24 protein-coding genes are annotated in these 24,132 nt (G+C 30.4%); all 24 read left to right on the forward strand.

From position 1 onward, the window contains the following. Window positions 1–78 precede the first annotated feature (78 nt). The 24 genes from pstC to V6137_RS06020 all read left to right on the forward strand — a co-directional run bounded on the left by pstC (window position 79) and on the right by V6137_RS06020 (window position 23,897). Complete coding sequence (gene pstC / locus V6137_RS05905) at window positions 79–1,035, forward strand: phosphate ABC transporter permease subunit PstC (RefSeq protein ID WP_425446969.1); 957 nt, start codon at window positions 79–81, stop codon at window positions 1,033–1,035. Between the two features lie 2 nt (window positions 1,036–1,037). Then, window positions 1,038–1,841, forward strand: coding sequence for a phosphate ABC transporter permease PstA (pstA, locus tag V6137_RS05910; RefSeq protein ID WP_425446970.1), 804 nt, complete (start codon window positions 1,038–1,040; stop codon window positions 1,839–1,841). 21 nt (window positions 1,842–1,862) lie between these two features. Further along, window positions 1,863–2,618, forward strand: a complete 756-nt coding sequence (pstB, locus tag V6137_RS05915) for a phosphate ABC transporter ATP-binding protein PstB (RefSeq protein WP_425446971.1) — start codon at window positions 1,863–1,865, stop codon at window positions 2,616–2,618. A gap of 26 nt (window positions 2,619–2,644) precedes the next feature. Further along, on the forward strand, window positions 2,645–3,292 hold the full coding sequence (gene phoU / locus V6137_RS05920) for a phosphate signaling complex protein PhoU (RefSeq protein ID WP_425446972.1): 648 nt from the start codon (window positions 2,645–2,647) through the stop codon (window positions 3,290–3,292). Between the two features lie 99 nt (window positions 3,293–3,391). Continuing rightward, window positions 3,392–3,964, forward strand: coding sequence for a YhcN/YlaJ family sporulation lipoprotein (locus V6137_RS05925; RefSeq protein ID WP_425446973.1), 573 nt, complete (start codon window positions 3,392–3,394; stop codon window positions 3,962–3,964). Window positions 3,965–4,055: 91 nt separating this feature from the next. Then, window positions 4,056–5,228, forward strand: coding sequence for a ferrochelatase (locus V6137_RS05930; RefSeq protein WP_425446974.1), 1,173 nt, complete (start codon window positions 4,056–4,058; stop codon window positions 5,226–5,228). Window positions 5,229–5,336: 108 nt separating this feature from the next. After that, window positions 5,337–6,629, forward strand: a complete 1,293-nt coding sequence (yfmF, locus tag V6137_RS05935) for an EF-P 5-aminopentanol modification-associated protein YfmF (protein WP_425446975.1) — start codon at window positions 5,337–5,339, stop codon at window positions 6,627–6,629. Then, on the forward strand, window positions 6,622–7,905 hold the full coding sequence (gene yfmH, locus V6137_RS05940; protein WP_425446976.1) for an EF-P 5-aminopentanol modification-associated protein YfmH: 1,284 nt from the start codon (window positions 6,622–6,624) through the stop codon (window positions 7,903–7,905). Before yfmF ends, yfmH begins: the two co-directional genes overlap by 8 nt. Window positions 7,906–8,166: 261 nt before the next feature. Beyond that, entirely contained in the window at window positions 8,167–8,919 is a 753-nt protein-coding gene (lgt, locus tag V6137_RS05945) for a prolipoprotein diacylglyceryl transferase (protein ID WP_425446977.1), read from the forward strand. A 148-nt stretch (window positions 8,920–9,067) separates the two neighbouring features. Beyond that, window positions 9,068–9,244, forward strand: a complete 177-nt coding sequence (locus V6137_RS05950; protein ID WP_425446978.1) for an aspartyl-phosphate phosphatase Spo0E family protein — start codon at window positions 9,068–9,070, stop codon at window positions 9,242–9,244. Between the two features lie 250 nt (window positions 9,245–9,494). After that, window positions 9,495–9,926 (forward strand): division/cell wall cluster transcriptional repressor MraZ, encoded by a 432-nt coding sequence (mraZ, locus tag V6137_RS05955; protein ID WP_425446979.1) that lies wholly within the window; start codon window positions 9,495–9,497, stop codon window positions 9,924–9,926. A gap of 109 nt (window positions 9,927–10,035) precedes the next feature. Then, window positions 10,036–10,968 carry a 16S rRNA (cytosine(1402)-N(4))-methyltransferase RsmH gene (gene rsmH / locus V6137_RS05960; RefSeq protein ID WP_425446980.1) on the forward strand — a complete coding sequence of 311 codons (933 nt, stop codon included), beginning with the start codon at window positions 10,036–10,038 and terminating at the stop codon, window positions 10,966–10,968. A 42-nt stretch (window positions 10,969–11,010) separates the two neighbouring features. Continuing rightward, complete coding sequence (locus tag V6137_RS05965) at window positions 11,011–11,499, forward strand: septum formation initiator family protein (RefSeq protein ID WP_425446981.1); 489 nt, start codon at window positions 11,011–11,013, stop codon at window positions 11,497–11,499. Between the two features lie 11 nt (window positions 11,500–11,510). Then, entirely contained in the window at window positions 11,511–13,700 is a 2,190-nt protein-coding gene (locus tag V6137_RS05970) for a penicillin-binding transpeptidase domain-containing protein (RefSeq protein WP_425446982.1), read from the forward strand. A gap of 126 nt (window positions 13,701–13,826) precedes the next feature. Further along, on the forward strand, window positions 13,827–15,296 hold the full coding sequence (locus V6137_RS05975; protein ID WP_425446983.1) for a UDP-N-acetylmuramoyl-L-alanyl-D-glutamate--2,6-diaminopimelate ligase: 1,470 nt from the start codon (window positions 13,827–13,829) through the stop codon (window positions 15,294–15,296). Window positions 15,297–15,333: 37 nt separating this feature from the next. Further along, a complete protein-coding gene (mraY, locus tag V6137_RS05980) occupies window positions 15,334–16,296 on the forward strand; it encodes a phospho-N-acetylmuramoyl-pentapeptide-transferase (protein WP_425446984.1) in 963 nt (320 codons plus the stop codon). Window positions 16,297–16,319: 23 nt separating this feature from the next. After that, entirely contained in the window at window positions 16,320–17,678 is a 1,359-nt protein-coding gene (gene murD, locus V6137_RS05985) for a UDP-N-acetylmuramoyl-L-alanine--D-glutamate ligase (protein WP_425446985.1), read from the forward strand. A gap of 1 nt (window position 17,679) precedes the next feature. Beyond that, the gene (gene ftsW, locus V6137_RS05990; protein ID WP_425446986.1) at window positions 17,680–18,789 is read left to right on the forward strand and encodes a putative lipid II flippase FtsW; all 1,110 of its coding nucleotides are present in this window, start codon (window positions 17,680–17,682) and stop codon (window positions 18,787–18,789) included. Window positions 18,790–18,794: 5 nt separating this feature from the next. After that, window positions 18,795–19,904, forward strand: coding sequence for an undecaprenyldiphospho-muramoylpentapeptide beta-N-acetylglucosaminyltransferase (gene murG, locus V6137_RS05995; protein WP_425446987.1), 1,110 nt, complete (start codon window positions 18,795–18,797; stop codon window positions 19,902–19,904). Between the two features lie 88 nt (window positions 19,905–19,992). Then, window positions 19,993–21,246 (forward strand): UDP-N-acetylglucosamine 1-carboxyvinyltransferase, encoded by a 1,254-nt coding sequence (gene murA, locus V6137_RS06000; protein WP_425446988.1) that lies wholly within the window; start codon window positions 19,993–19,995, stop codon window positions 21,244–21,246. A gap of 56 nt (window positions 21,247–21,302) precedes the next feature. Further along, window positions 21,303–22,058 (forward strand): cell division protein FtsQ/DivIB, encoded by a 756-nt coding sequence (locus V6137_RS06005; RefSeq protein ID WP_425446989.1) that lies wholly within the window; start codon window positions 21,303–21,305, stop codon window positions 22,056–22,058. Between the two features lie 11 nt (window positions 22,059–22,069). Next, complete coding sequence (locus V6137_RS06010) at window positions 22,070–22,807, forward strand: DUF881 domain-containing protein (protein WP_425446990.1); 738 nt, start codon at window positions 22,070–22,072, stop codon at window positions 22,805–22,807. Window positions 22,808–22,824: 17 nt separating this feature from the next. Next, a complete protein-coding gene (locus V6137_RS06015) occupies window positions 22,825–23,547 on the forward strand; it encodes a DUF881 domain-containing protein (RefSeq protein ID WP_425446991.1) in 723 nt (240 codons plus the stop codon). Between the two features lie 2 nt (window positions 23,548–23,549). Continuing rightward, window positions 23,550–23,897, forward strand: a complete 348-nt coding sequence (locus V6137_RS06020) for a small basic family protein (protein WP_425446992.1) — start codon at window positions 23,550–23,552, stop codon at window positions 23,895–23,897. Window positions 23,898–24,132: the final 235 nt, after the last annotated feature.

Below are 24,132 nucleotides of genomic sequence, written 5' to 3' on the forward strand. Positions count from 1 at the left end.
CTCTGCATTGTATGTGGAGTCTTTGCCCATGTTAAACAGTTATTGAAATATTCGGATTTTTATTTGGAGGTGACTATATTGGAAAAGAGTAGTGAAGTATTAACTAGAGGTTTAAGTAGGTCAAGTATAAAAGATGATGGAAATAATAAAGTTAATAGTTCAGCTTCAATGGAACAAAATAAGTGGGTAACTTTATGGGAGAAAGTAGTAGAAAAAATATTTTTAATTAGTGCAAGCATGGCTATATTAAGTGTTGCAATAATTACAATATTTATTTTCATAAAAGGTGGTCCCGCTATATTTAAGATAGGAGTTTTTGATTTTATTTTCGGAACTGATTGGTATCCTGAGGCAGAGATATTTGGTATAGGACCGATGATATTGGCTTCAATATATGCAACTGTAGGGGCTATAATTATTGGAGTGCCAATTGGAATATTAACGGCAGTATTTATTTCAGAGATAGCGCCAAAGGGAATAACTAAGATTATAAAGCCTGCAGTGGAGTTATTAGCAGGTATTCCATCGGTAGTATATGGTTTCTTTGGTTTAATTGTTATACTTCCTATGATTGATAAATATTTTGGTGGTGGAGGTAATAGTTTATTAGCGGCCTGTATAATTTTAGGGATGATGATTTTACCTACTATTATCAATATATCTGAAACAGCAATAAAAGCAGTACCTAAAGAGTACAAAGAAGGTTCATTAGCAATGGGAGCCTCTAAAATACAAACTATTTTTAAGGTTGTTTTGCCGGCTGCAAAATCTGGGATTTTAGCAGCGATTATATTAGGAATCGGAAGGGCCATTGGAGAAACCATGGCGGTTATATTGGTTGTGGGAAATACTGTTCAAATTCCAGGTTCACTTTTAGATAGTGTTAGACCCATGACATCAAATATAGCACTTGAAATGGGATATGCCTTTGGTTTACATCAAGAAGCCCTTTTTGCCACAGGAGTAGTATTATTTATATTTATTATGTTATTAAATGTATTACTAGGTGTAGTAACCCATAAGGTAGGTGAATAATTATGAAAAAGAGAGTAATAATCGATAATTTATTAAAGGGTATAATAATATTATCTTCTGTGGTAACAGTGGGATTTTTAGCTTGGATTCTTCTTTATGTTATTATGAACGGATTTAGTGGAATAAAACTAGACTTCTTGCAGGAGATAGTACCCTATATAATTAGTACAGTATATATGATATTGGTAACTATAGTGATATCTACACCAATAGGAATTGGAGCGGCTATTTACTTGGTAGAATATGCGAAACCTGGAAAAGTAGTTAAAGCTATCAGATTTGCCACAGAAAGTTTAGCTGGAATTCCATCAATTGTTTTTGGATTATTTGGATTTATATTTTTTGTTACAACACTAAACTTTGGATGGTCTATTTTATCGGGAGCCTTAACATTAAGTATAATGGTGTTACCAACAATAGTAAGAACTACAGAGGAAGCATTAAAATCGGTTCCTAACTCTTATAGGGAAGGTAGCTTAGGACTAGGGGCATCAAAGCTAAGAACAATTAGAAAGGTTATTTTACCAAGTGCCATACCGGGAATATTAACATCGGTAATATTAAGTATAGGTAGGATTGTAGGAGAAACGGCGGCTATTTATTTAACAGCTGGAACAGCTAAATGGATTCCCGACAGTGTTATGGATGGTGGAAGAACATTGGCTGTACACTTATATTATTTAGCATCTGAAGATGTTAATTTTGAAAAAGCTTTTGCAACGGGAACAGTTCTGATAATTATAATCTTGGCCATTAACTTAACAGCAAATGCACTGGGTTCTAGATTAAACAAAAGAAAGGCTTAATGATTAGAAGGGGTGAAAAATATGAGTAAAACTAAAATGTCTATAAAAAATCTGGATTTGTTCTATGGTGATTTTCAGGCTTTAAAAAATATTAATTTAGATATAGAAGAAAATAAAATCACAGCTTTAATAGGGCCATCTGGATGCGGAAAGTCTACTTTTTTAAAAACTTTAAATAGAATGAATGATTTAGTTGAGGGAGTTAAAATTAAAGGAAATGTCCAATTAGAGGGAAAAAACATATATAAAAATGTTGATGTTATAAAACTAAGAAAAAGAGTTGGAATGGTGTTTCAGAAACCCAATCCATTTCCAATGAGTATATATGATAATGTGGCATATGGTCCAAGGGCCCATGGTGTTAAAAAGAAATCAACCCTAGATGAAATAGTAGAAAAAAGTTTAAAAAGAGGGGCATTATGGGACGAGGTAAAGGATAGATTAAAGAAAAATGCTCTAGGGCTATCAGGGGGACAACAGCAAAGGTTATGTATTGCAAGGGCATTGGCGGTAGAACCAGAAGTATTACTAATGGATGAGCCAACATCAGCTTTAGATCCAATTGCAACTGGGAGAATAGAGGAATTAGCAAAAGAATTAAAAAATCATTACACTATAGTTATGGTTACCCATTCTATGCAACAGGCGGGAAGAATATCAGATAATACAGCCTTTTTCCTATTGGGAGAACTAATAGAATATGGTTCTACTAAAAAGATTTTTTCAAATCCAGATAATCAAAAAACAGAGGATTATATTACAGGTAGGTTTGGTTAATATTAAAATGTGAAGGGGATGGAAAGATGAGAAAGTATTTCGATGAGCAATTGGAACAATTAAAAACTCAGTTATTAAAAATGGGAGCACTGGTAGAAGAAGAGATAGATATAGCTATAAAGTCACTAATAGACCAAGACCTTGAGTTAGCAGAAAAAGTTTTTGAGTTAGAAAGAAAGACTGATGAATTAGAATTGATTATTGAAGATAAGTGTTTAGATTTGTTGGCACTTCAGCAGCCTATTGCTAAGGATTTACGAATGATAAGTACTATTTTAAAGATAATAACTGACTTAGAAAGAATCGGAGACCATGGAGTAAATATTGCTAAGGTTACATTAAAAATTGGAAAAGAAAAACTAATAAAACCCCTTATAGATATTCCTAGAATGTCTGATATAACTAGAAAGATGATAAAAATGAGTTTAGATAGTTTTATTAGTGAAGATTCGGAAAAAGCTAAAAAGGTAGCAGAGATGGATGATAGTATAGACATTATCTATGAAGATATATATATAGAACTATTGGAGATGTTAAGTAACAATAAAAAGGTAATGAATCAAGTAATAGACTTGTTGTTTATAGGAAGATATTTAGAAAGAATAGCAGATCACACAACTAATATTTGTGAAGGAATAATATATATGACAACTGGAGAGAGACTGGAATTTTAAAAAAGAATATATTTCCTTATATTCTTTTTTTTGTGTTGATATTTATATATATAAAAACCTCTTAAATAAGACACAATAAAGTTTAGGAGGTGTATAAATGTGTTAAAAAACAAAAAATATCTTATTTCAACTTTAGTTATTCTTTTGCTATTAGCCATGGTTTCAGTAGGATGTCAACAGGGAGAAGAAAAGCCAAATTTAGATAACAATAATATGAATGGTACAGATGATAAAGAGTATGGTGGAAATGTAGATGATGATGCTAATATAGACGATGATAATGATATGTTAAACAATAATAACATGAACAATAATATGAATGAAAATGGTATGAATAATAATATGTCCGCCAGAGCAGATAGAATAGCTAATAAAATAACAACTATGGATAATGTTGATAGGGCTACAGTAATAATTACTGGAGATACAGCATTAGTTGGTGTAGATATGAATGGTAATACCACAGGTAATATGACAACGACTGTTGAAAATGACATAAAAAAAATGGTTAAAAATACAGACAATCAAATAGATAATGTATCGGTTACAACTGATCCAGACCTATTTGATAGATTAGACAATATTTATGAGTCCACAAGAAATGGTAGACCTGTTTCTGGTTTTGCAGATGAAATAGAAGAAATAATGAGAAGAATTACACCAAATATGTAAATAAAATTAAATAAAGCTTTACAAGTATTTTGAATAATTAATTCTAAATCCCCATATTATTTACAAAGACTAAATAATATGGGGGATTTTTATGTTTAAAAAACTATTTATAAATAAAAATACAATTTATATTTTTATGTTTATATTTTTTACATCTTTATTTTTATCATACAGGGATCCACTTGAGAATATTTTTATAACTATTGCCTTTCTTGGTCTTATATTAATTATAAAGAATATATCTTTTCTTAATGATAAAAATAACTTAATAGCATTTATTATATGCATAATTATTTTTTATATAATGTCAGTACTCTTTATATATAATCAGCATTATCCTATAACTAAGAAGAGCAACTTAAGAAATAATAATTCCGATATAGCCGTTTTATTAGTATACGATGGGGAAAGTCCAAAATATAATATGTCTAAGTCAATAACTAATATTAATCTTAAAGATGAAATTGTAAATAAAGCAATGTTACCATTTTCTTTAAATAAAATAAAAAAACAGTATAAATCCATTGGAAAAAGTAATTACAAAAGTAATACTAAAAAAATAGCTGATGAAGTTAACCGAATACTTTCTAATGAATACAAAATTTATTTAGGTTATTTATATGATACACCCTATATAGAAGAAGAAATAAATCAAATATTAACAGATGGACATAATAAGATAATAACTGTACCAATATATTTAACAAAAAATAAAAGTTATTGTTTGTTTAGAGAGAGAATTAATAAAATGCATTTATCTAAAACTAATGCTCAAATAAGGCACACTAAAGACTTAGTAGATAGTGAAAGTATATTTAATAGTTTTATAAATAAAATAAATTCAAATATAAACAAAGAGAAATTACTAAATACAGGAATAGTATTAATAGGGTCTCAAGAAGGAAGTAAAGAATCTACTGAAAAAGATTTTGCTTTTAGAAATAAAATCAAAGAATACTTGATTGAATATCTTAAAATATCAGAGGATAGGATAGCTATTTGCTGGGATAATAATTCAGGCTCTAATTACATAAAAGAAGTAAAAAAGATGTTAGAATATGGTGTTGGAGAAATACTTTGTATCTACGTAAAACCATCGGTTACATATATAGAAAATAATCTTATAATTAATAATCTTCTTAATGAAATAGAGCTACCCGATGGAGCAAAAATAAAAGTTATAGACGGTTTTTTAGAGGATAATAATTTTATATATGATATAAAGAGAAGAGTTAGAAGTAAGAATGTTATTGAGTGGAATTAGAAACATTTTTATTACTAGCTATAATTAAAATTTAAATTGTGGTAATAATAAAAGATAGTATATTAGATATAGTGTTTCGCATTTTTAACAAAGTAAGGAGGAAAAAGCTTGATAAACAACTTTAGATCTAAAATAGATGATGGAATATATATGAACTTAATTAATACAGATAAGTTTAAAACTAATTTAGTTAGTATATATATAGTGAGACCCTTATTAAGAGAAGAAGCTACTAAAAATGCATTGCTTCCCTTGGTGTTGAGAAGGGGAAGTGAAAGATATAGAACATCTTTAAACATACAGAAGGAATTAGATAAATTATACGGAGGAAATTTAAATGTAAGTGTTACAAAAAAGGGAGAACGGCAAATAATAAGGTTCGCAATAGAAATAGTTAATAGTAAATTTATTAAAGAAGACAGTTTATTTGATAAATCATTGAAAATATTAAATGAAATAATTAATAATCCATTAATAAATGATGGGAAATTTGATGATAAGTATGTAGAACAGGAGAAAAGAAACTTAGTAGATAGGATAAAAAGTAGAATAAATGATAAGAAATCCTATGCTGTAGATAGATGCATAGAAGAAATGTGTAAAAATGAAAATTATAGTATATATAAATTTGGTTTTATTGAAGATATTAAGGATATTGATAGTGAAAGTTTATTTACCCACTATAAAAAAATTATTGAGACCAGTCCAATAGAAATAAATATAGTGGGTAATATACCCAAAGATTATGCTCTAAAAGCTGCAGAAAAGTATTTAAGCTTTCAGCGACAAGAGATTATTAATATACCTAGGGAAAATGTATTAAAGGACATACAAACTAAAAATAGAATATATGAAGAGATGGAAGTGAATCAGGGGAAATTAACGATAGGATTTAGAACTAATATACCCTATGAAGATGATTTATACGAAGGTATAATATTGGCAAGTAATCTTTTAGGGGGAGGTACCAATTCTAAACTATTTAAAAATGTAAGGGAAAAAGAAAGTCTGGCATATTATATATATGCTAAAACCTATAAATTAAAATCCCTTATGATTATTGCATCGGGAATTGAATTTGAAAACTTTGATAAAACATTAGATATAATTAAAAAACAAGTTGAGGAATTAAAAGAAGGTACATTTACAGATGAGGATATTAAACATTCAAAAAATGCCATTGTAACTTCTATTAGATCAATGATTGATAGTAATTATTCGTTATCTGAGTTTTATTTTACTCAGATACTTACCAATGAAAGTAAATCTATAAATGAAATGATAGATAAAATAAGGGGAGTCACAAAAGAAAATATTATAAAAGCAGCACAAAAAATTAGTTTAGATACTATCTATTTCTTAAAAAACAAAAGGGAAATGGAGGAAGAAAAGGTTGAATAAAATATATAGTGAAAATAAAAGACTGGAAGAAAAGATTTATTTGCGAGAACTTGATAATGGATTAAAGATATTCTTTATGCCTAAAGAGGGATATACAAAAAAGCATGCAATTTATGCAACCAATTATGGTTCAAATGATAACAAGTTTATACCATTGGGAGAAAGTGACTCCATAGAAGTTCCGGAGGGGATAGCACATTTTTTAGAACATAAGCTTTTTGAACAACCAGAAGGTAATATTTTCAATGAATTTTCTCAATTAGGATCATATGTAAATGCTTTTACTAATTATAATCAAACGGCTTATTTGTTCTCATGTACAGATAAATTTTATGAAAATCTAGATTTATTAATAAAATTTGTACAGAGTCCTTATTTTACAGATGATAGTGTGGAAAAGGAAAAGGGAATTATTGAACAGGAAATAAGAATGTACGATGATTCTCCAAGATGGAGAGTATTTTCAAATTGCCTATCAGGACTTTATAAAGAATATCCCGTTAGGGTAGATATTGCGGGAACTGTAGAGAGTATAAAAGAAATAACAAAGGAAGATTTATATAAATGTTATAATACATTTTATAATCCTAAAAATATGATATTATTTATTATAGGAGATATTGATTTTGATAAGGCTTTAAATATTATAGAAAAACATCAAAATCCCAGTATTGATAATGGGATTATAAAAAGATTTTATCCAAAGGAACCAAGGGAAATAAATGAATCCCTTATTGAAACAAATTTAAGTGTTTCTACACCCCTTTTTAATATTGGTTTTAAGGATCTGAACATAGGTTTTGGTGGGACTAGATTAATAGAAAAAGAAATGGTTACTAATATATTACTTGATTTAATGTTTGGAGATAGTACTGAATTTTATAATACACTATATGATAAAGGGTTAATTAATAAGTCTTTTGGGGCACAGTATGTTGGAAATAAAGGATATGGTCATACTATAATCGGTGGTGAATCAGAAAATCCTAAGAGGATTCTAAATGAGATTCTTAATCACTTAAAAAGTATAAAAGAATCAGGATTGTTAAAGGATGATTTTAACAGAGTAAAGAACAAGATGATGGGTTATTATATAATGGATTTTAACTCTATAGAATCAGTTGCCAGTTCCTTTATATCTAAATATTACAATGGTGCTTCCATATTGGATTATTTAAGTATAATAGAAGATATAACCCTAAATGATATAATGGAAAGGCTAAATGAACATTTAACAGCAGATAACTATACGTTATCTATAGTAAAACCCAGTTAGTTTGTTGACACAATATGCTAATATGTAATATTATATATTAAAGTGTAATAAGAAGTCTAACAAAGAGAATATTATTTAGGTATAATGGATTTTGGAAAAAAAGACTTTGGGGCTTCAATATATTGAAGCCCTACACATATTTTATCCTGCTAAATCCCTGTACTTTCCTCTCTGCACAAACTAGGAACAAAAAAGTACTAGGGTAATTTTATTTATAATTTACATAATTAAACTAAATACAAAATATGAGGAGGTAATTAAATGGATCCAGTAGCTTTTGAGATATTTGGATTATCTGTTAGATGGTATGGAATAATTATTGCCACAGGATTAGCTTTGGCTACTATAGTGGCTTTGAGGGAAACCAGAAGGATTGGTTTTGATGAAGAGTATTTGATAGACTTGCTTATTTTTGCAGTACCAGCAGCCATTATAGGTGCAAGGATTTACTATGTTATTTTTTCTTGGGAACAATACCAAGGAGATATATTAAAAATGATAAATATTAGAGGTGGGGGTTTAGCCATCCATGGTGCCATTATCGCCAGTGTAATAACAGCCATAATATTTAGTAAGAAAAAGAAAATAAGCTTTTGGAAATTGGCAGATATAGCAGCTCCAAGTATTATTTTAGGTCAAGCCATAGGTAGATGGGGAAATTTTATAAATAAAGAAGCCTATGGAGGACCTACTGATTTACCATGGGCAATTGTAGTCAATGGTCAAAAAGTACATCCTACTTTTTTATATGAATCTTTATGGAACTTTTTAGTTTTCGGATTCTTAATATGGTATAGAAAAAATAAAGTTAAAGTGGAAGGAGAGGTATTTTTACTATATATAGCATTTTATTCAGTTGCTAGGTTCTTTATAGAAGGCCTTAGAACAGATAGTTTAATGTTAGGCTCCATAAGAGTAGCACAACTAATTAGTATAGTACTGATAGCTTCTTCTATGATTTTATTTTATATGAGAAGAAAAAAGTATTCATTAAATGATAGTAAAAAACATTAGTTTAGGAAAATTAAAATAAATATAATCAAAAACTATAATAAATGGAAGAAAAATGAAGATATTTTGTGTCTAATTAATAAATTACATGTTGATACTCCTAAAAGAATATTGACATATTTTAATCTCTATAATAGAATAAAGTCACCCTATGAGAAGGTGGGATGGAAAAATGAGATTAAATGATGAAATTAGTGTTTTGAGGGACAAGCTTAATAAGTCAGTATTGGATAATGATAACTATGAAGTCGTTTATAGTCTTAGTGTTGAGCTTGATGAATTAATAGCATTATATTACCGACAGACAGAAAAAAAGTATGCAAATTAGACTTAAATAATAAAAAATTATATTAATTATAAAGGAGCTAGTGTATTAAAGACTAGGTTCTTTTTTTTTGCGTTAATATGTCGTATTACCTAGTATTATGTAGCAATAAATAGCACAAAGGACCTATATTTAAAAAAATAAATTTTTTTTTTATATATTAAAGGAATTAAAGAATTACTATAGAATAAATACAATGTGGTGGAAAGTGGTAGTAAGTGGGGAGTTTTTCCTTCGAAATGGAGTGGAGTTTATGTTTATTGGAGAGTATTATCATTCTTTAGATAAAAAGGGAAGGGTCATTATTCCATCCAAGCTCAGGGATGAGCTAGGAGAAGTTTTTGTTATGACAAAGGGACTGGATAATTGTTTGTTTGTTTACCCTTTGGAAGAATGGAAAAATTTTGAAGATAAACTAAAAAAACTTCCATTAACCAGCAAAAATGCTAGAGCTTTTGTTAGATTTTTTTTCTCTGGAGCCACAGAATGTTCATTAGATAAGCAAGGGCGGGTTTTGATACCGTCAAATTTAAGGAAACATAGTTATTTGGAAAAAGAAGCAGTGATAATAGGAGTATCTAATAGATTAGAAATATGGGATAACGATAATTGGCTGAAATATAATGATGATGATAATTTAAGTTATGATGATATAGCAGAAAAAATGGCTGAACTTGGAATATAAGTTATAAGATAAATAATTTAGTCAATAATATATATAATTGAGACAAAAAGATATTAGAATTTAATCTAAGATAATAGTATATACAATAAATAAATTAGAGGTGGATAAATTGAAATTTAATCATATTCCGGTTATGTTAGAAGAAGTTATTAAGGGATTAAATATTAAGAAAGATGGTATTTATGTTGATGGCACATTAGGAGGAGCTGGACATTCTAAAGAAATTGTTAGAAGGCTTACCACTGGTAGGCTTATAGGCATAGATCAAGATACTAATGCAATAGAAAAAGCCACTAAGGAGTTGTCAAATTATAAAGATAAAGTTGATATAGTGCATAGTAATTTCAGAAATATGAAAAGCGTACTAAATAACTTAGGGATTAATAAAGTTGATGGGGTATTACTGGATTTAGGAGTTTCTTCTCATCAATTGGATGAAGGAGATAGGGGATTTTCCTACAAACAGGATGCCTATTTAGATATGAGAATGGACACAACAAGGGATTTTAAAGCATGGGATGTTATAAATAAATATAAAGAAAAAGATCTAAAGAGGATAATAAAAGAATATGGGGAAGAAAACTGGGCTGCTAGGATTGCAAAGTTTATAGTGAATGAAAGAAAAGATAAATCCATCGATACAACTGGAGATTTAGTAGAAATAATAAAAAAAGCTATACCTAAAGGGGCTAGACAGGATGGGCCCCATCCGGGAAAACGAACTTTTCAAGCTATTAGGATAGAGGTTAATCAAGAGCTATCTATATTAAAGGATGCGATAATAGATATATGTGATTTAGTCAAAGATGGAGGAAGAATTTGTATAATAACGTTTCATTCACTGGAGGATAGGATAGTTAAAAAAACATTTAAAGAATTAAATCTAGATTGCATATGCCCCCCAGAGTTTCCTATTTGTAAATGTAATAAGAAAAGAGAAGTTAAAATAATTACAAGAAAGCCTATAGTAGCAGGAGATAAGGAACTTGAGGAAAATCCTAGGTCTAGAAGTGCTAAACTTAGAATAGCAGAAAAGGTTTAAAATGAAAGTTAAGGTTCTAAAATATGAGAGAGGTGAATAAAATTGTTAGTAGCTAAAAAAGATTCAACCTCGTATCTTGATAATAATCAAAATCCTGAAAAGCCTAAAAGGATGAAGAAAAAAAATAAATATAACAGAAAAAATAGAGTAGGGATTAAGTTAAAGGTATTTATATATGCCATTGTTATGTTGATATTTTGTTTATCTATTTTGCTAAGATATGCACAAATAACTGGAATAAGATATGAGATAAGTGAAATTGACACTAATATATCAAAGTTAGAAAGGAAAAAGCAAAATCTAATAGTGAAATTAGATGAAATAAAAGAGTCAGATTGGATTGAAAAAGAAGCTAAAGAAAAACTAGAAATGGTATATCCAACTGAGAATCAGGTAGTTTATTTAGATATTAATAATAACTCTAGCGAAGTAGCTAAAGCTGAAGATAATGGTAAACCAAGGGACAATGATGATTTTATATTTTTAAAATCCTTTAAAGGATGGTTAGATAAGATAATGAATATTTTCTAGGAGGTCATTAAGTGTCTTCACCTACTATATCTTCTAAAAGGCGATTAATTTTAATGCTGTTGTTTGTGACAATAACTTCCCTAATTTTAGTTTTCAGAATTGGTTACTTACAGATAGTGAAGGGAGATTCATTGAAGGAAGGGGCAATTAATCAATGGTCCAAGGATATTCCTATAGACCCTAAAAGGGGAAAAATATATGATAGAAATAGAAAGGTTATTGTTACAAATATTAATGCATATAAGGTGGAATGTACACCGGCAGATATTGAAAATCCAAAAAAGACGTCGATGGAACTGTCTAGAATATTAAAACTTAATGAAAAAGAGGTAATGGAGAAAATAACCAAAAAACAAAGATTAGTCAAGATTAAACAGTGGATTAATGAAGATCAAGAAAAGGCTTTAAGAAAAGCGGATTTAAAGGGAGTATTTATTGTTCCAAACAACAAAAGACTATATTTATATGGCAACTTTGCACCCTATATAGTGGGATTTACTAATATAGATAATAAAGGACTTTATGGAATTGAAAGAACCTTTGACAAGTATCTAACAGGAATGCCCGGTAGAATAGTACATAATACTGATTCACTGGGAAGACAACTACCCTATAATAATGAAAGATTTATAGAACCTAAACAGGGATTAAATTTAGTTCTGACAATAGATGAGGCCATACAGCATTTCGCGGAGAAAGCTGCATTGGAAGCCCAGGTGAAAAATAAAGCGAAAAAGGTTACAGTAATAATGATGGAACCAAATACCGGAGATATTCTAGCTATGGCAACAAAACCTGATTATAATCCAAATAGTCCTAGAAAACCTTTAAATGAAGAATTAAAGACTAAGTGGAGTGGATTATCAGAACAAGAATTAGTTAAAGAATGGAACAATATTTGGAGGCCATATCCCATATCAGATACCTATGAACCTGGTTCCACATTTAAAATAATTACTTCAGCAGCTGGACTAGAAGAGAAAGTTGTAAATAAGGAGAGTGAGTTCTATTGTGGGGGATATATAACTGATATACCCGGTGCCAAATTAAAATGTTGGCGATATTATAGACCCCATGGTCATGAAACCTTTGTCGAGGGTGTCCAAAATTCATGCAACCCCGTTTTTGTTAAAGTAGCTCAAAGATTAGGAAATGAAAAAATGATAGAGTATATTAAGGCCTTTGGATTTGGGGAAAAGACTAATATTAATTTACTGGGAGAACAAACAGGAATTATTCCTAGAAATCCCGATACCATGAGGGAAGTGAGATTGGCTACAGTTGCATATGGCCAAGGAATATCAGTAACACCTATACAACTTATTACAGCAGTATCAGCGGTGGCTAATGGCGGGAAGTTGATGGAGCCCAGATTAGTTAAGGAAATGGTAGATGAAAAAGGAAATGTTATCCATAAGGTTAAGCCTAAGGTTAGAAGACAGGTTATTTCTGAAGAAACATCAAAAACTTTATTGGAAATTCTTCAGTCAGTGGTTTCAGATGGTACAGGTGGTAAAGCCTATGTTGAAGGATATAGAATTGGTGGTAAAACTGGTACTGCTCAAAAAGTTATAGACGGGAGATATGCTTCCGGTAAATATATAGCTTCTTTTATGGCTATAGCACCTGCAGATGATCCTAAAGTAGTGGCCTTGGTAATAATAGATGAACCTAGTACCGGTGTTTATTATGGAGGACAGATAGCAGCCCCTGTTGCTGGGCAGGTTATAAAAGAAACTTTAGATTATTTGGAAGTAGAACCTAAATACAATAAGGAAGAATTGGAAAATAGAAATAAAAAACGTGTTATGGTTCCAGACTTAAGAAACTTAAATATAATTGATGCTACGAAAAAACTAGATAAACTAGGTCTTAAATACAATACAGATGTTTTGGATGTGAATAAAGAGGATATAGTCATAGACCAATTTCCAATGCCTAATACCAAAGTGAAAGAAAAGTCTGTTATAGATATATTTGTTAGAAATAGAAAAGAAAAAAATGAGACAGTGGTTATACCGAATTTAACAGGTAAAACTAGAGAAGAAGCTATAAAAACTCTAAATAAATTAAATTTGAGGTTTAAGTTTACAGGGAATGGTAGGGTTATAGAACAGCAGCCAAAAGCTGGAAAACAAGTAGAATTTAATTCATTAATAGAAATTAGGTTTGGAAAGGTTGAAGATAAGGAAAAAAGTTAATAATATAAAAAGGCAACTTCAAATATAGGTTATGTTTGAAAGTTGCCTTTTAAATAGACAATTATGTAATAATGTTATAATATATAGTTCGGTAGGTATATAATTAAATTATATGGGGGGGTATTTGTGAATCTCAGTGAGATAATAGATGGTATTAAAATATTAGATATAAAGGGAAATACAAATATTACTATTGATGAGATAACTGATGATTCAAGGATAAAAACTTCTAATGGTTTGTTTATTGCTTTAAAGGGTGTAAAAGGTTTATGTTTAGATGGTCATAGGTTTATAAATGAAGCAATAGCTAATGGAGCCAAAGGGTTAGTAGTAGAACGGGATGTAGCAGTTAAAGGGGATATAACTATTGTAAAAGTAGAAAATACAAGAAAAACTATGGCTCTAATGATGTCAAATTTCTATAAAAAACCTTCAAAAAAATTTGATTTAATAGGAGTAACTGGGACTAATGGAAAAACATCAGTGAGTTATTTGACTAAATCCATATTTGATAGAGACAATAGAAATACAGGACTTATTGGTGGAATAGGTTACATAATAGATAAGAAGTTAAAGAAAACTAACAACACTACTCCTAAATCCATAGATTTACAAAAGATATTTCATTATATGGTTGAAGAAAAAATAGATAGTTGTATAATTGAAGTGTCATCCCAAGGCCTTGACTTTCATAGAGTAGATTATTGTGATTTTGATGTAGGGGTGTTTACAAATTTAACATCTGAACATTTGGATTATCATAAAACAATGGAAAATTACCTAAATGCTAAAATGAAACTTTTTTTTATGACTAAAAAATATAACATAATTAATGGTGACGATAAATATGGAAAAGTTGCAATAAACAGAATAAAAAATCTAAATACTAATTTACTTATTTATGGTTTAAAGGATGAATATGATGTTTATGCTACTGATATAACTTATTCAGCCAGTGGAGTTTCATTTAATCTTTCTACCCCTAAAGGAAGTATATATATTGATATGAATACTCCAGGTCTTTTTACAGTGTACAATGGATTGGCAGCTGCCAGTTGTGGCTATGTATACAATATGGACTTAGAAACAATAAAAGAAGGTCTTGAGGATGTTAAAGGAGTAAGGGGAAGGTTTGAGGTTGTACCTACTAATAAAAATTTTACAGTTATAATTGATTTTGCCCATACCCCCTATAGCTTAGAGATGGCATTAAAAACCATTAAAGAATTTGCTAAGGGAAGGATAATTGTATTGTTTGGTGCTGGAGGAGATAGGGATAAATCTAAAAGAAGTATCATGGGAGAAGTGGCAGGGCTAAATAGTGATTTATGTATAGTTACATCGGATAACCCCAGAACAGAAAATCCAGATGAAATTATAGAAGGTATTATTAAAGGAGTTAAAAAGGTTAATGGAAACTTTATTAAAATAACAGATAGAAAAAAAGCTATAGAATATGTCATATTAAACCATAAATCGGAAGATGTTATCTTATTAGCTGGAAAAGGGCATGAAACATATACCATAATTGGGAAAAATGAAATTCCATTTGATGAGAGAGAAATTGTAAAGAACATATTGAAGAAGCTTAAATAATAAGTAATAATATAGAGTACATGAGAGGAGCAGGTAAATGATTGATTATATTGATATGATTAGAACTATTATTATCTCCTTTATTATAACATTGGTATTAGGTCCTATAGTTATACCATTGTTGAGAAGGTTAAAGGTAGGTCAAAGTATTAGAGAGGAAGGTCCAAAATCCCACTTTAAGAAACATGGAACTCCTACTATGGGAGGGATTATGTTTTTATTAGCTCTGATTATAACTGCTTTAACATCAGGGATGGTTAATAAAGATATGATTGTTTTATTGACTGTTACCATAGGTTTTGGAATAGTAGGTTTTATAGATGATTTTATAAAGGTTGTATTAAAAAGAAATCTAGGCTTAAAGGCATATCAAAAGCTTATCTTCCAAATAGTAATAGCTGTGGCTTTGGCCATTTATCAATCTAAGCATTCAGTTAATGGAACTTCGGTTATAGTTCCTTTTACAAATAAATCAATAGATTTAGGTGCATTATATATACCCTTTATAGCTTTTGTTGTGGTGGGGACTGTTAATAGTGTAAATCTTACTGATGGGTTAGATGGTCTATCATCAGGTGTTACCCTTATAGTATTATCCTTCTTTGGTCTTATAGCATTATCCTTTGGAAGAAGTAGTGAGGCTATTTTTAGTGCAGCATTAGCAGGGGGATGCTTAGGCTTTTTAAGATATAATTCCCATCCGGCTAGAGTTTTCATGGGTGATACCGGCTCATTAGCCTTAGGTGGTGGGGTGGCCACTGTAGCTATATTATTAAACTTGCCCCTATTTATTCCAATAGTAGGAGGTATATATTTTGCTGAGGCATTATCTGTGATTATTCAGGTAGCATCCTATAAGCTTAGAGGGAAAAGGGTATTTTTAATGAGTCCACTACATCATCATTATGAACAAAAAGGTTGGAAAGAAACAAAAATAGTAATTGTATTTTGGACAATAACTGTTATATTATGCCTTATAGGCATATTAGGATTAAAATAAAATTAATGGAGTAGGTGGTAATTGTGAACTTAGAGGATAAGAATGTCTTAGTTTTGGGGCTAGCAATAAGTGGGGTGTCAACTGCAAAGGCCTTGAAAAGACTAAATGCTAATGTAACTATTAGTGATATGAAAACTGAAGAACAGTTAGAGGAATATGTTAATGAATTGAAGGGACTAGAGATTATCTATGTATTAGGTAATAATGATGTGAACTTAGATAATATAGATTTAATAGTTAAAAGTCCGGGTATACCATTAGATGTACCATTATTAGTAGAAGCTAAAGCTAAGGAAATAGAAGTAATTAGTGATATTGAATTGGCCTCTAGAATATCTAAAAATCAAATGATTGCCATTACAGGGACTAATGGAAAAACCACAAGTACCACTCTTATAGGGGAAATATTTAAAAGTAGTGATATAAATTGTCACGTCACAGGAAATATAGGAGTGGGAATACTTTGGGAAATTGTAAACTCAAAAGAAGAAGATGTTTTTGTGGTGGAGGCCAGTAGCTTTCAACTAGAGAGTACTAAGTACTTTAAGCCAAAAGTTAGTGTTATAATAAACATAACACCAGATCACATTAACTGGCACAAAACATTTGATAATTATGTAAAGTCAAAGAAAAAAATAGTAGCTAATCAAGACGATAAAGATTTTACTATATTGAACTTTGATGATCCAATTCTTAAACAATTAGGGAAGGAACTAAAATCTAATGTTATATATTTTAGTTTGAAATCAAAGTTAGATAATGGGATATATTTAGATGAAAATAATATTGTAATGAAGAGTAAAGATAAAGTTAGTAAAATTATGGAAATAGATGACATAAAAATACCTGGAGAACATAGTATTGAGAATATAATGGCCTCTATAGGTGCATGCTTAGCTATGGGTTTAGAAATAGATAAAATAAAAAAAGCAATAATAGATTTCAAAGGAGTAGATCATAGGCTTAAATATGTAGATAATATAAATGAAATAACTTTTTATAACGACTCAAAAGGAACTAATCCAGTATCATCAATTGCAGCTATAAAGGCAGTGAAAAAACCTATTATTTTGATTGCTGGAGGGTATGACAAAGGGAGTGACTTTACCGACTTTATAAAAAGTTTTAATAATAAAGTGAAATCTTTAATTCTTTTAGGAGAAACTGCCGAGAAAATTAAAAATGCTGCCACTGATCTAGGTTATAAAGACATATATATAGTTAAAAATATGAAAGAGGCAGTTGTTAAAAGCTATGAACTTGGATGTAGAGGAGATAATGTATTGCTATCACCAGCTTGTGCCAGCTGGGGTATGTATAAAAACTATGAAGAAAGAGGCAATGATTTTAAAAGAGCGGTATATGATTTAAGGAGGGCTTAGTATGCCTAAAAGAAAAGCCAGCGATTTTACTTTGATGATAGCAACCATATTACTGGTTTTTATCGGTATAATTATGGTGTTTAGTTCCAGTTGGCCTGATGCGTTATATAATCCTGGTATTAGAGATGGATACCACTTTTTAAGAAAGCAATTAATAGCTGGGGCAATAGGACTTGTGGGAATGATTTTTTTTATGAATTTCGATTACTGGAAATTGAATAGATTAGCCAAGTTGATATTTTTAGGATGTATAATTTTATCTGCACTTATTTATACTCCTATAGGTACAGAAATCAAAGGAGCTCGTAGGTGGATAAATTTAGGTTTTACAACTTTTATGCCATCTGATGCTATGAAGTTAGGATCTATTATTTTCTTATCGTCATTTCTCACTAAAAAGAAAGATAAGATAAAGGAATTTAGAAGAGGTCTTATACCAGCCCTTATTATAATAGGTATATCTGTAGGTAGTATACTGGTACAGAAAGACTTAAGTACCAGTGCTGCTTTAGGATTATCCCTAATGCTTATATTGTTTATAGCTGGTATGAAACTCACCCATTTGTTTGTGTTAACTTCTTTAGGTTTAGCAGGTGGTATAGGAGCTATTCTTATGGAAGGCTATAGAATGAAAAGGGTAAAGGCTTGGTTAGACCCATTTAAGTATGCCAATGATATAGGATGGCAGACTGTTCAATCCCTTTATGCATTAGGCTCTGGAGGATTATTTGGCTTAGGATTAGGAAAAAGTAGACAGAAATTCTTTTATATACCTGAACCATATAATGACTTTATTTTTTCTATTATTGGTGAAGAACTGGGGTTTTTAGGATGTGTAACAGTAATAATGCTATTTTTATTAATTATTTGGAGGGGAATAAGAATAGCACTTAAAACTAAAGATTTGTTTGGATGTTTACTTGCTTCAGGAATTGTATCATTAATAACAGTACAAACAATGATGCACATAGCTGTTGTTACTTCTACAATTCCCCCCACAGGGATACCCCTTCCATTTATTAGTTATGGTGGTACCTCTCTGATGATGTACATGGCCGCAATTGGAATACTTTTGAACATTTCTAGACATACACGATTAGATAGGAGCTGAAATATATGAAATTTTTGATTTCTGGTGGAGGAACTGGAGGCCATATATATCCTGCACTTTCAATAGCCCATAGAATAAAAAAAGATTATCCTGATGCCGATATTCTATACATAGGGACTGAAAAATCTATGGAGGCTGATATTGTGCCTAAGGAGGGTTTTCAGTTTAAAACTATAAGGGTTAAAGGATTTACGAGGAAAATTTCAATGGATACATTAAAAACTGCCAAGGAATTGTTATTGGGACTAAATGATGCGAGAAAAATTATAAAAAAATATTCACCGAACATAGTAATAGGAACTGGGGGATATGTTTGTGGGCCCCTGGTTTTGATGGCATCATTAAAAGGGGTTCCCACATTGATACATGAACAAAATGCATTACCTGGAGTAACCAATAGGATTTTATCAAGGTTTGTTGACCAAGTTGCTGGAAGCTTTGATGAATCTAAAAAATATTTTAAGGATAATAGTAAAGTTACAATTACTGGCAATCCCATAAGGGAATCAATTTTAGAAATAGATAAAAAAGAAGCTTATAAAAAGTTAAAGGTCGACCCAAATAAAAAGCTTGTTTTAGTATTTGGAGGAAGTGGAGGTCAACAAAGTCTAAACGATGCAATGATAGAGACCATAAAAAATCATATAAATAATAAATTAATACAAATATTACATGTAACTGGCAAAAGACATTATGATAAATTTATGAATAATTTGAAAAAAAATGATATTGATATTTCCAGCAATAATAATATTATTATAGTACCTTATTTATTTCAAATGCCAGAAGCAGAAAGTATATCAGATCTGATCATTACAAGTGGAGGGGCTATATCTATTGCAGAGATTACCGCTATCGGAATACCTAGTATAATTGTTCCCAAAGCATATACCACTGACAATCACCAAGAATTCAATGCTAGAGCCCTAGAAAAAAGTGGAGCCAGTAAAATGATTTTAGAAAAGGATTTAAATGGACAAAAATTAAGTGATATGATAGATAGTTTATTAAATGATCATAATAAATTAGGTAGTATGGCAAGAAACAGTAAGAAAATAGGAAAAACAGATGCAGTAGATAAGATTATGTCCATAGTTGATAATATGATAAAATAGCAAATACACCTCTGTAACACCTAAAAAGGATATGCATAAAATGATTATATATTGCTTTTTGCTATTATGCATATATGGAGGTGGAAGGATGAGCAAATATATTATAGAAGGTGGTAAAAGACTAATAGGAGAGGTATCTGTAAATGGAGCAAAAAATGCAGTGTTACCTGTTCTTGCTGCTACTGTTATAAATAATAGTCCTGTTACAGTATTTAATTGTCCTAAATTAAGGGATGTAGAAACTATGATAAGAATATTACAAACGATTGGATGTAAAGTAGAAAGAATGGATGATGTAGTTTATGTGGATTCTAGAACCTTAGATAAAATAAAAATACCGGAAGAATTGGTAAGGGAAATGCGTTCATCTATAATACTTATGGGAGCCATGTTGGCTAGATGTGGAGAGGTTGAGATCAGCTATCCCGGTGGCTGTGAGATAGGACCAAGACCTATTGACTTACATTTAAAAGCACTTAAATCTTTAGGTGCGGAAATAGAAGAGGCCCATGGGTTCTTATATTGCAAAGCCGAAAACTTAAGGGGATGTGAGATACAGTTAGATTATCCAAGTGTAGGTGCAACTGAAAATATTATGATGGTAGCCACAAAGGCAGAGGGCATTACTACAATCAGGAATGCGGCAAGGGAACCCGAAATAATGGACCTTCAAAAGTTTTTAAAGGTATCTGGGGTAAAAGTTTGTGGAGCGGGTACCAGTGTTATAAGAATTGAAGGTGTAAAAAGTCTTAAGGGGATAGAACATACAGTTATTCCTGATAGAATAGTAGCAGGTACTTATATGGTTGCATCTGCTATTACTGGAGGAGAAGTGGTATTAAAAAACATCGAAGTGGAACATATACAACCCATAATTGCTAAACTTAGGGAAGCTGGTTGTATGATATATAATAATTGTACTACACTAAAGATTATAGGACCTAGAAAACCCAATGCCATTGAAATGCTTCAGACATTACCATATCCAGGGTTTCCTACTGATATGCAGGCTCAGTTAATGGCCCTATTATCACTGGCTAATGGAACCAGTATTATACAAGAAACTATTTTCGAAAACAGATTTAAACATGTTGAAGAATTAATAAGAATGGGAGCAAATATAAAAACAATGGGAAAAGTAGCAGTTATAAAAGGGGTAAAGAATTTAACTGGAGCTAAAGTTAGTGCCAAAGACCTAAGGGGTGGAGCCAGTTTAGTCTTATCAGGATTAGCAGCTAAGGGAACAACTGAGGTGGATAATATACATCATATCGAACGGGGATATGAAAATATAAATGACATATTATCATCACTGGGAGCTGACATAAAAAGAGTATTATAGCAGCTTAGGCTGCTATAACTTGGGAGGACAAGCCATATGTTTTGGAGGTAGTTTATATGGGAGAGAAAGTAGATAAACAAATTAAAAAAAAGAAATTAGGTCTGGTTATTATTCTGCTATTGTTATTTTTATCTACATTTATAATACTATATACACAAACTACATTTTTTAATGTAAAGAATGTAGATGTTATTGGAAATAGTACTATAGAAAAAGAAAAAATTATTATGGCATCGGGACTTATTATGGGGGAAAATATTTTTAAGGTTAATACTAGTTTAATGGAAGAGAATTTATTACTTCATCCCTATATAAAAAGTATTGAAGTAAGTAGAAAATTTCCCAATAAAATTAAAATAGATGTATTAGAGCGGAGGGAGTTGTCAGTTATTTCATATGTTAATTCATATATATATATTGATGAAGAGGGAATAGTACTAAATATATTATCAAAAAGAAAAGAGGACAAATTACCGATTTTAATGGGATTGAATATAGAAAAGGTAAATATAGGTGAAAAGATAGTTTTAAATAGGGATAAAAATATTGATGATATTTTAAATTTCTTAGATACATGTAAAAAAATAACTTTATTTAAAAAAATAAGAAAACTAGAATTTAACAAAGATTTCAAGGTAAATATGTACTTAAGACAAGACACTGAAGTTGCAATTGGCTACTTAAATAATGTAAAATATAAGTTAGAATTCTTAAATAGCATAATAGACGATTCTAAAAAGAAAAATATAAAATATAAGAAGATAGATTTAAGTAAAGGTGATGATGCTATTATAGAATTATATGAAAAATAGGAGGAAGGGATATGAAAAATTTAAAAAACAAGCTAGCCATAACTATAGTGTGTATAATATTAGGCATAATTATAGCTATCCAATTTAAAACTGTTAGGAAAACTGTTGGTGAGGATAATATTATACCTACTCAAAGGGCTGAACAGTTGGCAGTTGAACTTAAAAAATTAAAAGAAGAGAAAAAAAACTTATTAAAGGAACTAGAGGATGTTGAGAATAAGGTTGAACAGTATGAAAAGGGAGAAGCAGATAAAAATGACTATGTTCAGAATTTAAGTGACAAACTAAAGAAATACAGGATGCTTGGAGGTTATGAGCCAGTTGACGGTCCAGGAGTTATAGTAACACTAAATGACCCAAATTTGGAAGCAGAGTTTTCCGATGGGACATCAACACTTGTAAATCGTTATGAGTTTATTTTGCAAATAATTAGTAATTTAAATGCTGCTGGAGCCGAAGCTATATCAATAAATGGTCAAAGGTATACAGGATATACAGAAATAGAGCCGGCGGCACAACATTTAATGATAAACGGAACATCTACAGATTTACCTGTGGAAATTAAAGCAATAGGAAACCCTCAAAATTTAGAAAATTCCCTTAGACTATATCGTGGAGCAGTATGGTATATGGAGAACGAATATTATATACAGGTGGATATAGAAAAGGAAGAAAATGTTGAGATTCCTAAGTATACAAAAATAAAAGAGTTTAGATATGCTGAGACGATGTCTCCAATTGGTAATTAAACCATAGGGGGTTTAGTATGGGAAAAAAATTTTGTGAAAGATTTATTATACTTTTTATGTGTATTATATTGGGAATATTTTTAGTATCAAATGCTAGAAAAGATAATAAAAGATATGAACAAGTATCATTGAAAACCATTGAGAATATGAAGAATGAAATAATAAATTATAGAGAAGATATTTCTGGTATAAAAAAAATGATAGATAAAAAAGAAGAGCAGATAAAAAACTATAAAAAAGCAATACAGGAAGATGGGAATATTGATAAGGTACTAGAGGAAGAGATTGAAAATATAAAGTTTTTAAGTGGGATGAAAACTGTAAGAGGACCTGGTGTTATTTTAACAATTAGGGATAATGAGAGTGACTATCATGAAGAAATAGATTTAAATATTGTACATGATTCCGACATACAGCGTATAATAAATGATTTGAAAGTAGCTGGGGCAGAAGCCATAAGTATATCTGGACAAAGATTAGTGTCTACTTCTGAAACGGTTTGTGGAGGTCCAATAATTCGAATTAATGATCATAGTTCAGCAGTTCCCTTTGTAATAAAGGCGATTGGGGATCCTAAAACCTTAAATGCCGCCATAAATGCCCAAGGGACCTTTGGCTGGACACTACAAGATATGTATAAAATAAAGATAGAAACAATTGAGAGTTCTTTTATAATAGTACCAGCATATTCAGGGGATATTAACTTTAAATATGCTGAACCATTGGAAGAGGGGGAATAAAAATGTTATTTGCATTGCTTGGTATTTTAATAGGTGTAGGTGTTGGAGTTTTCATACCATTGACTTATTCCGTAGAGTATTCTCTATATATGTCTGTGGCTATATTAGCTTGTATGGACTCAGTTTTCGGAGGGATAAGAGCAACTTTAGATGATAATTTTGATGCTGGAATATTTATATCAGGTTTTTTTGGAAATGCCATATTGGCAGCCTTTCTAGCCTACATAGGAGACCGTTTAGCAGTTCCCTTATATTATGCGGCCATATTTGCCTTTGGAGGAAGATTATTCAAAAACTTTGCTATAATAAGAAGATATATATTTAGTAGGAGAAGAAATAAGAAGGATTAATGAAATAATATAGTTCCAGTTAGAGGAGAAAACATAGTAATTTAAGAGAAATATCAACATATAATAATGTGAAAAAAGATATTCTTACAGGATTAGCCATAACAGGAGGTGTTAGTTACTTAAAAGGGATAAAAGATATTGCAAAGGACATTTTAAAGTATCTGTAAGAATCGGACAACCATCCTGTTTAGGAGTCCAAGAACCTATTCTTTTCTATAGCAGTTCACTTAATAAA

Source organism: Dethiothermospora halolimnae, assembly GCF_037577855.1.
Classification (GTDB): domain Bacteria; phylum Bacillota; class Clostridia; order Tissierellales; family VENL01; genus Dethiothermospora; species Dethiothermospora halolimnae.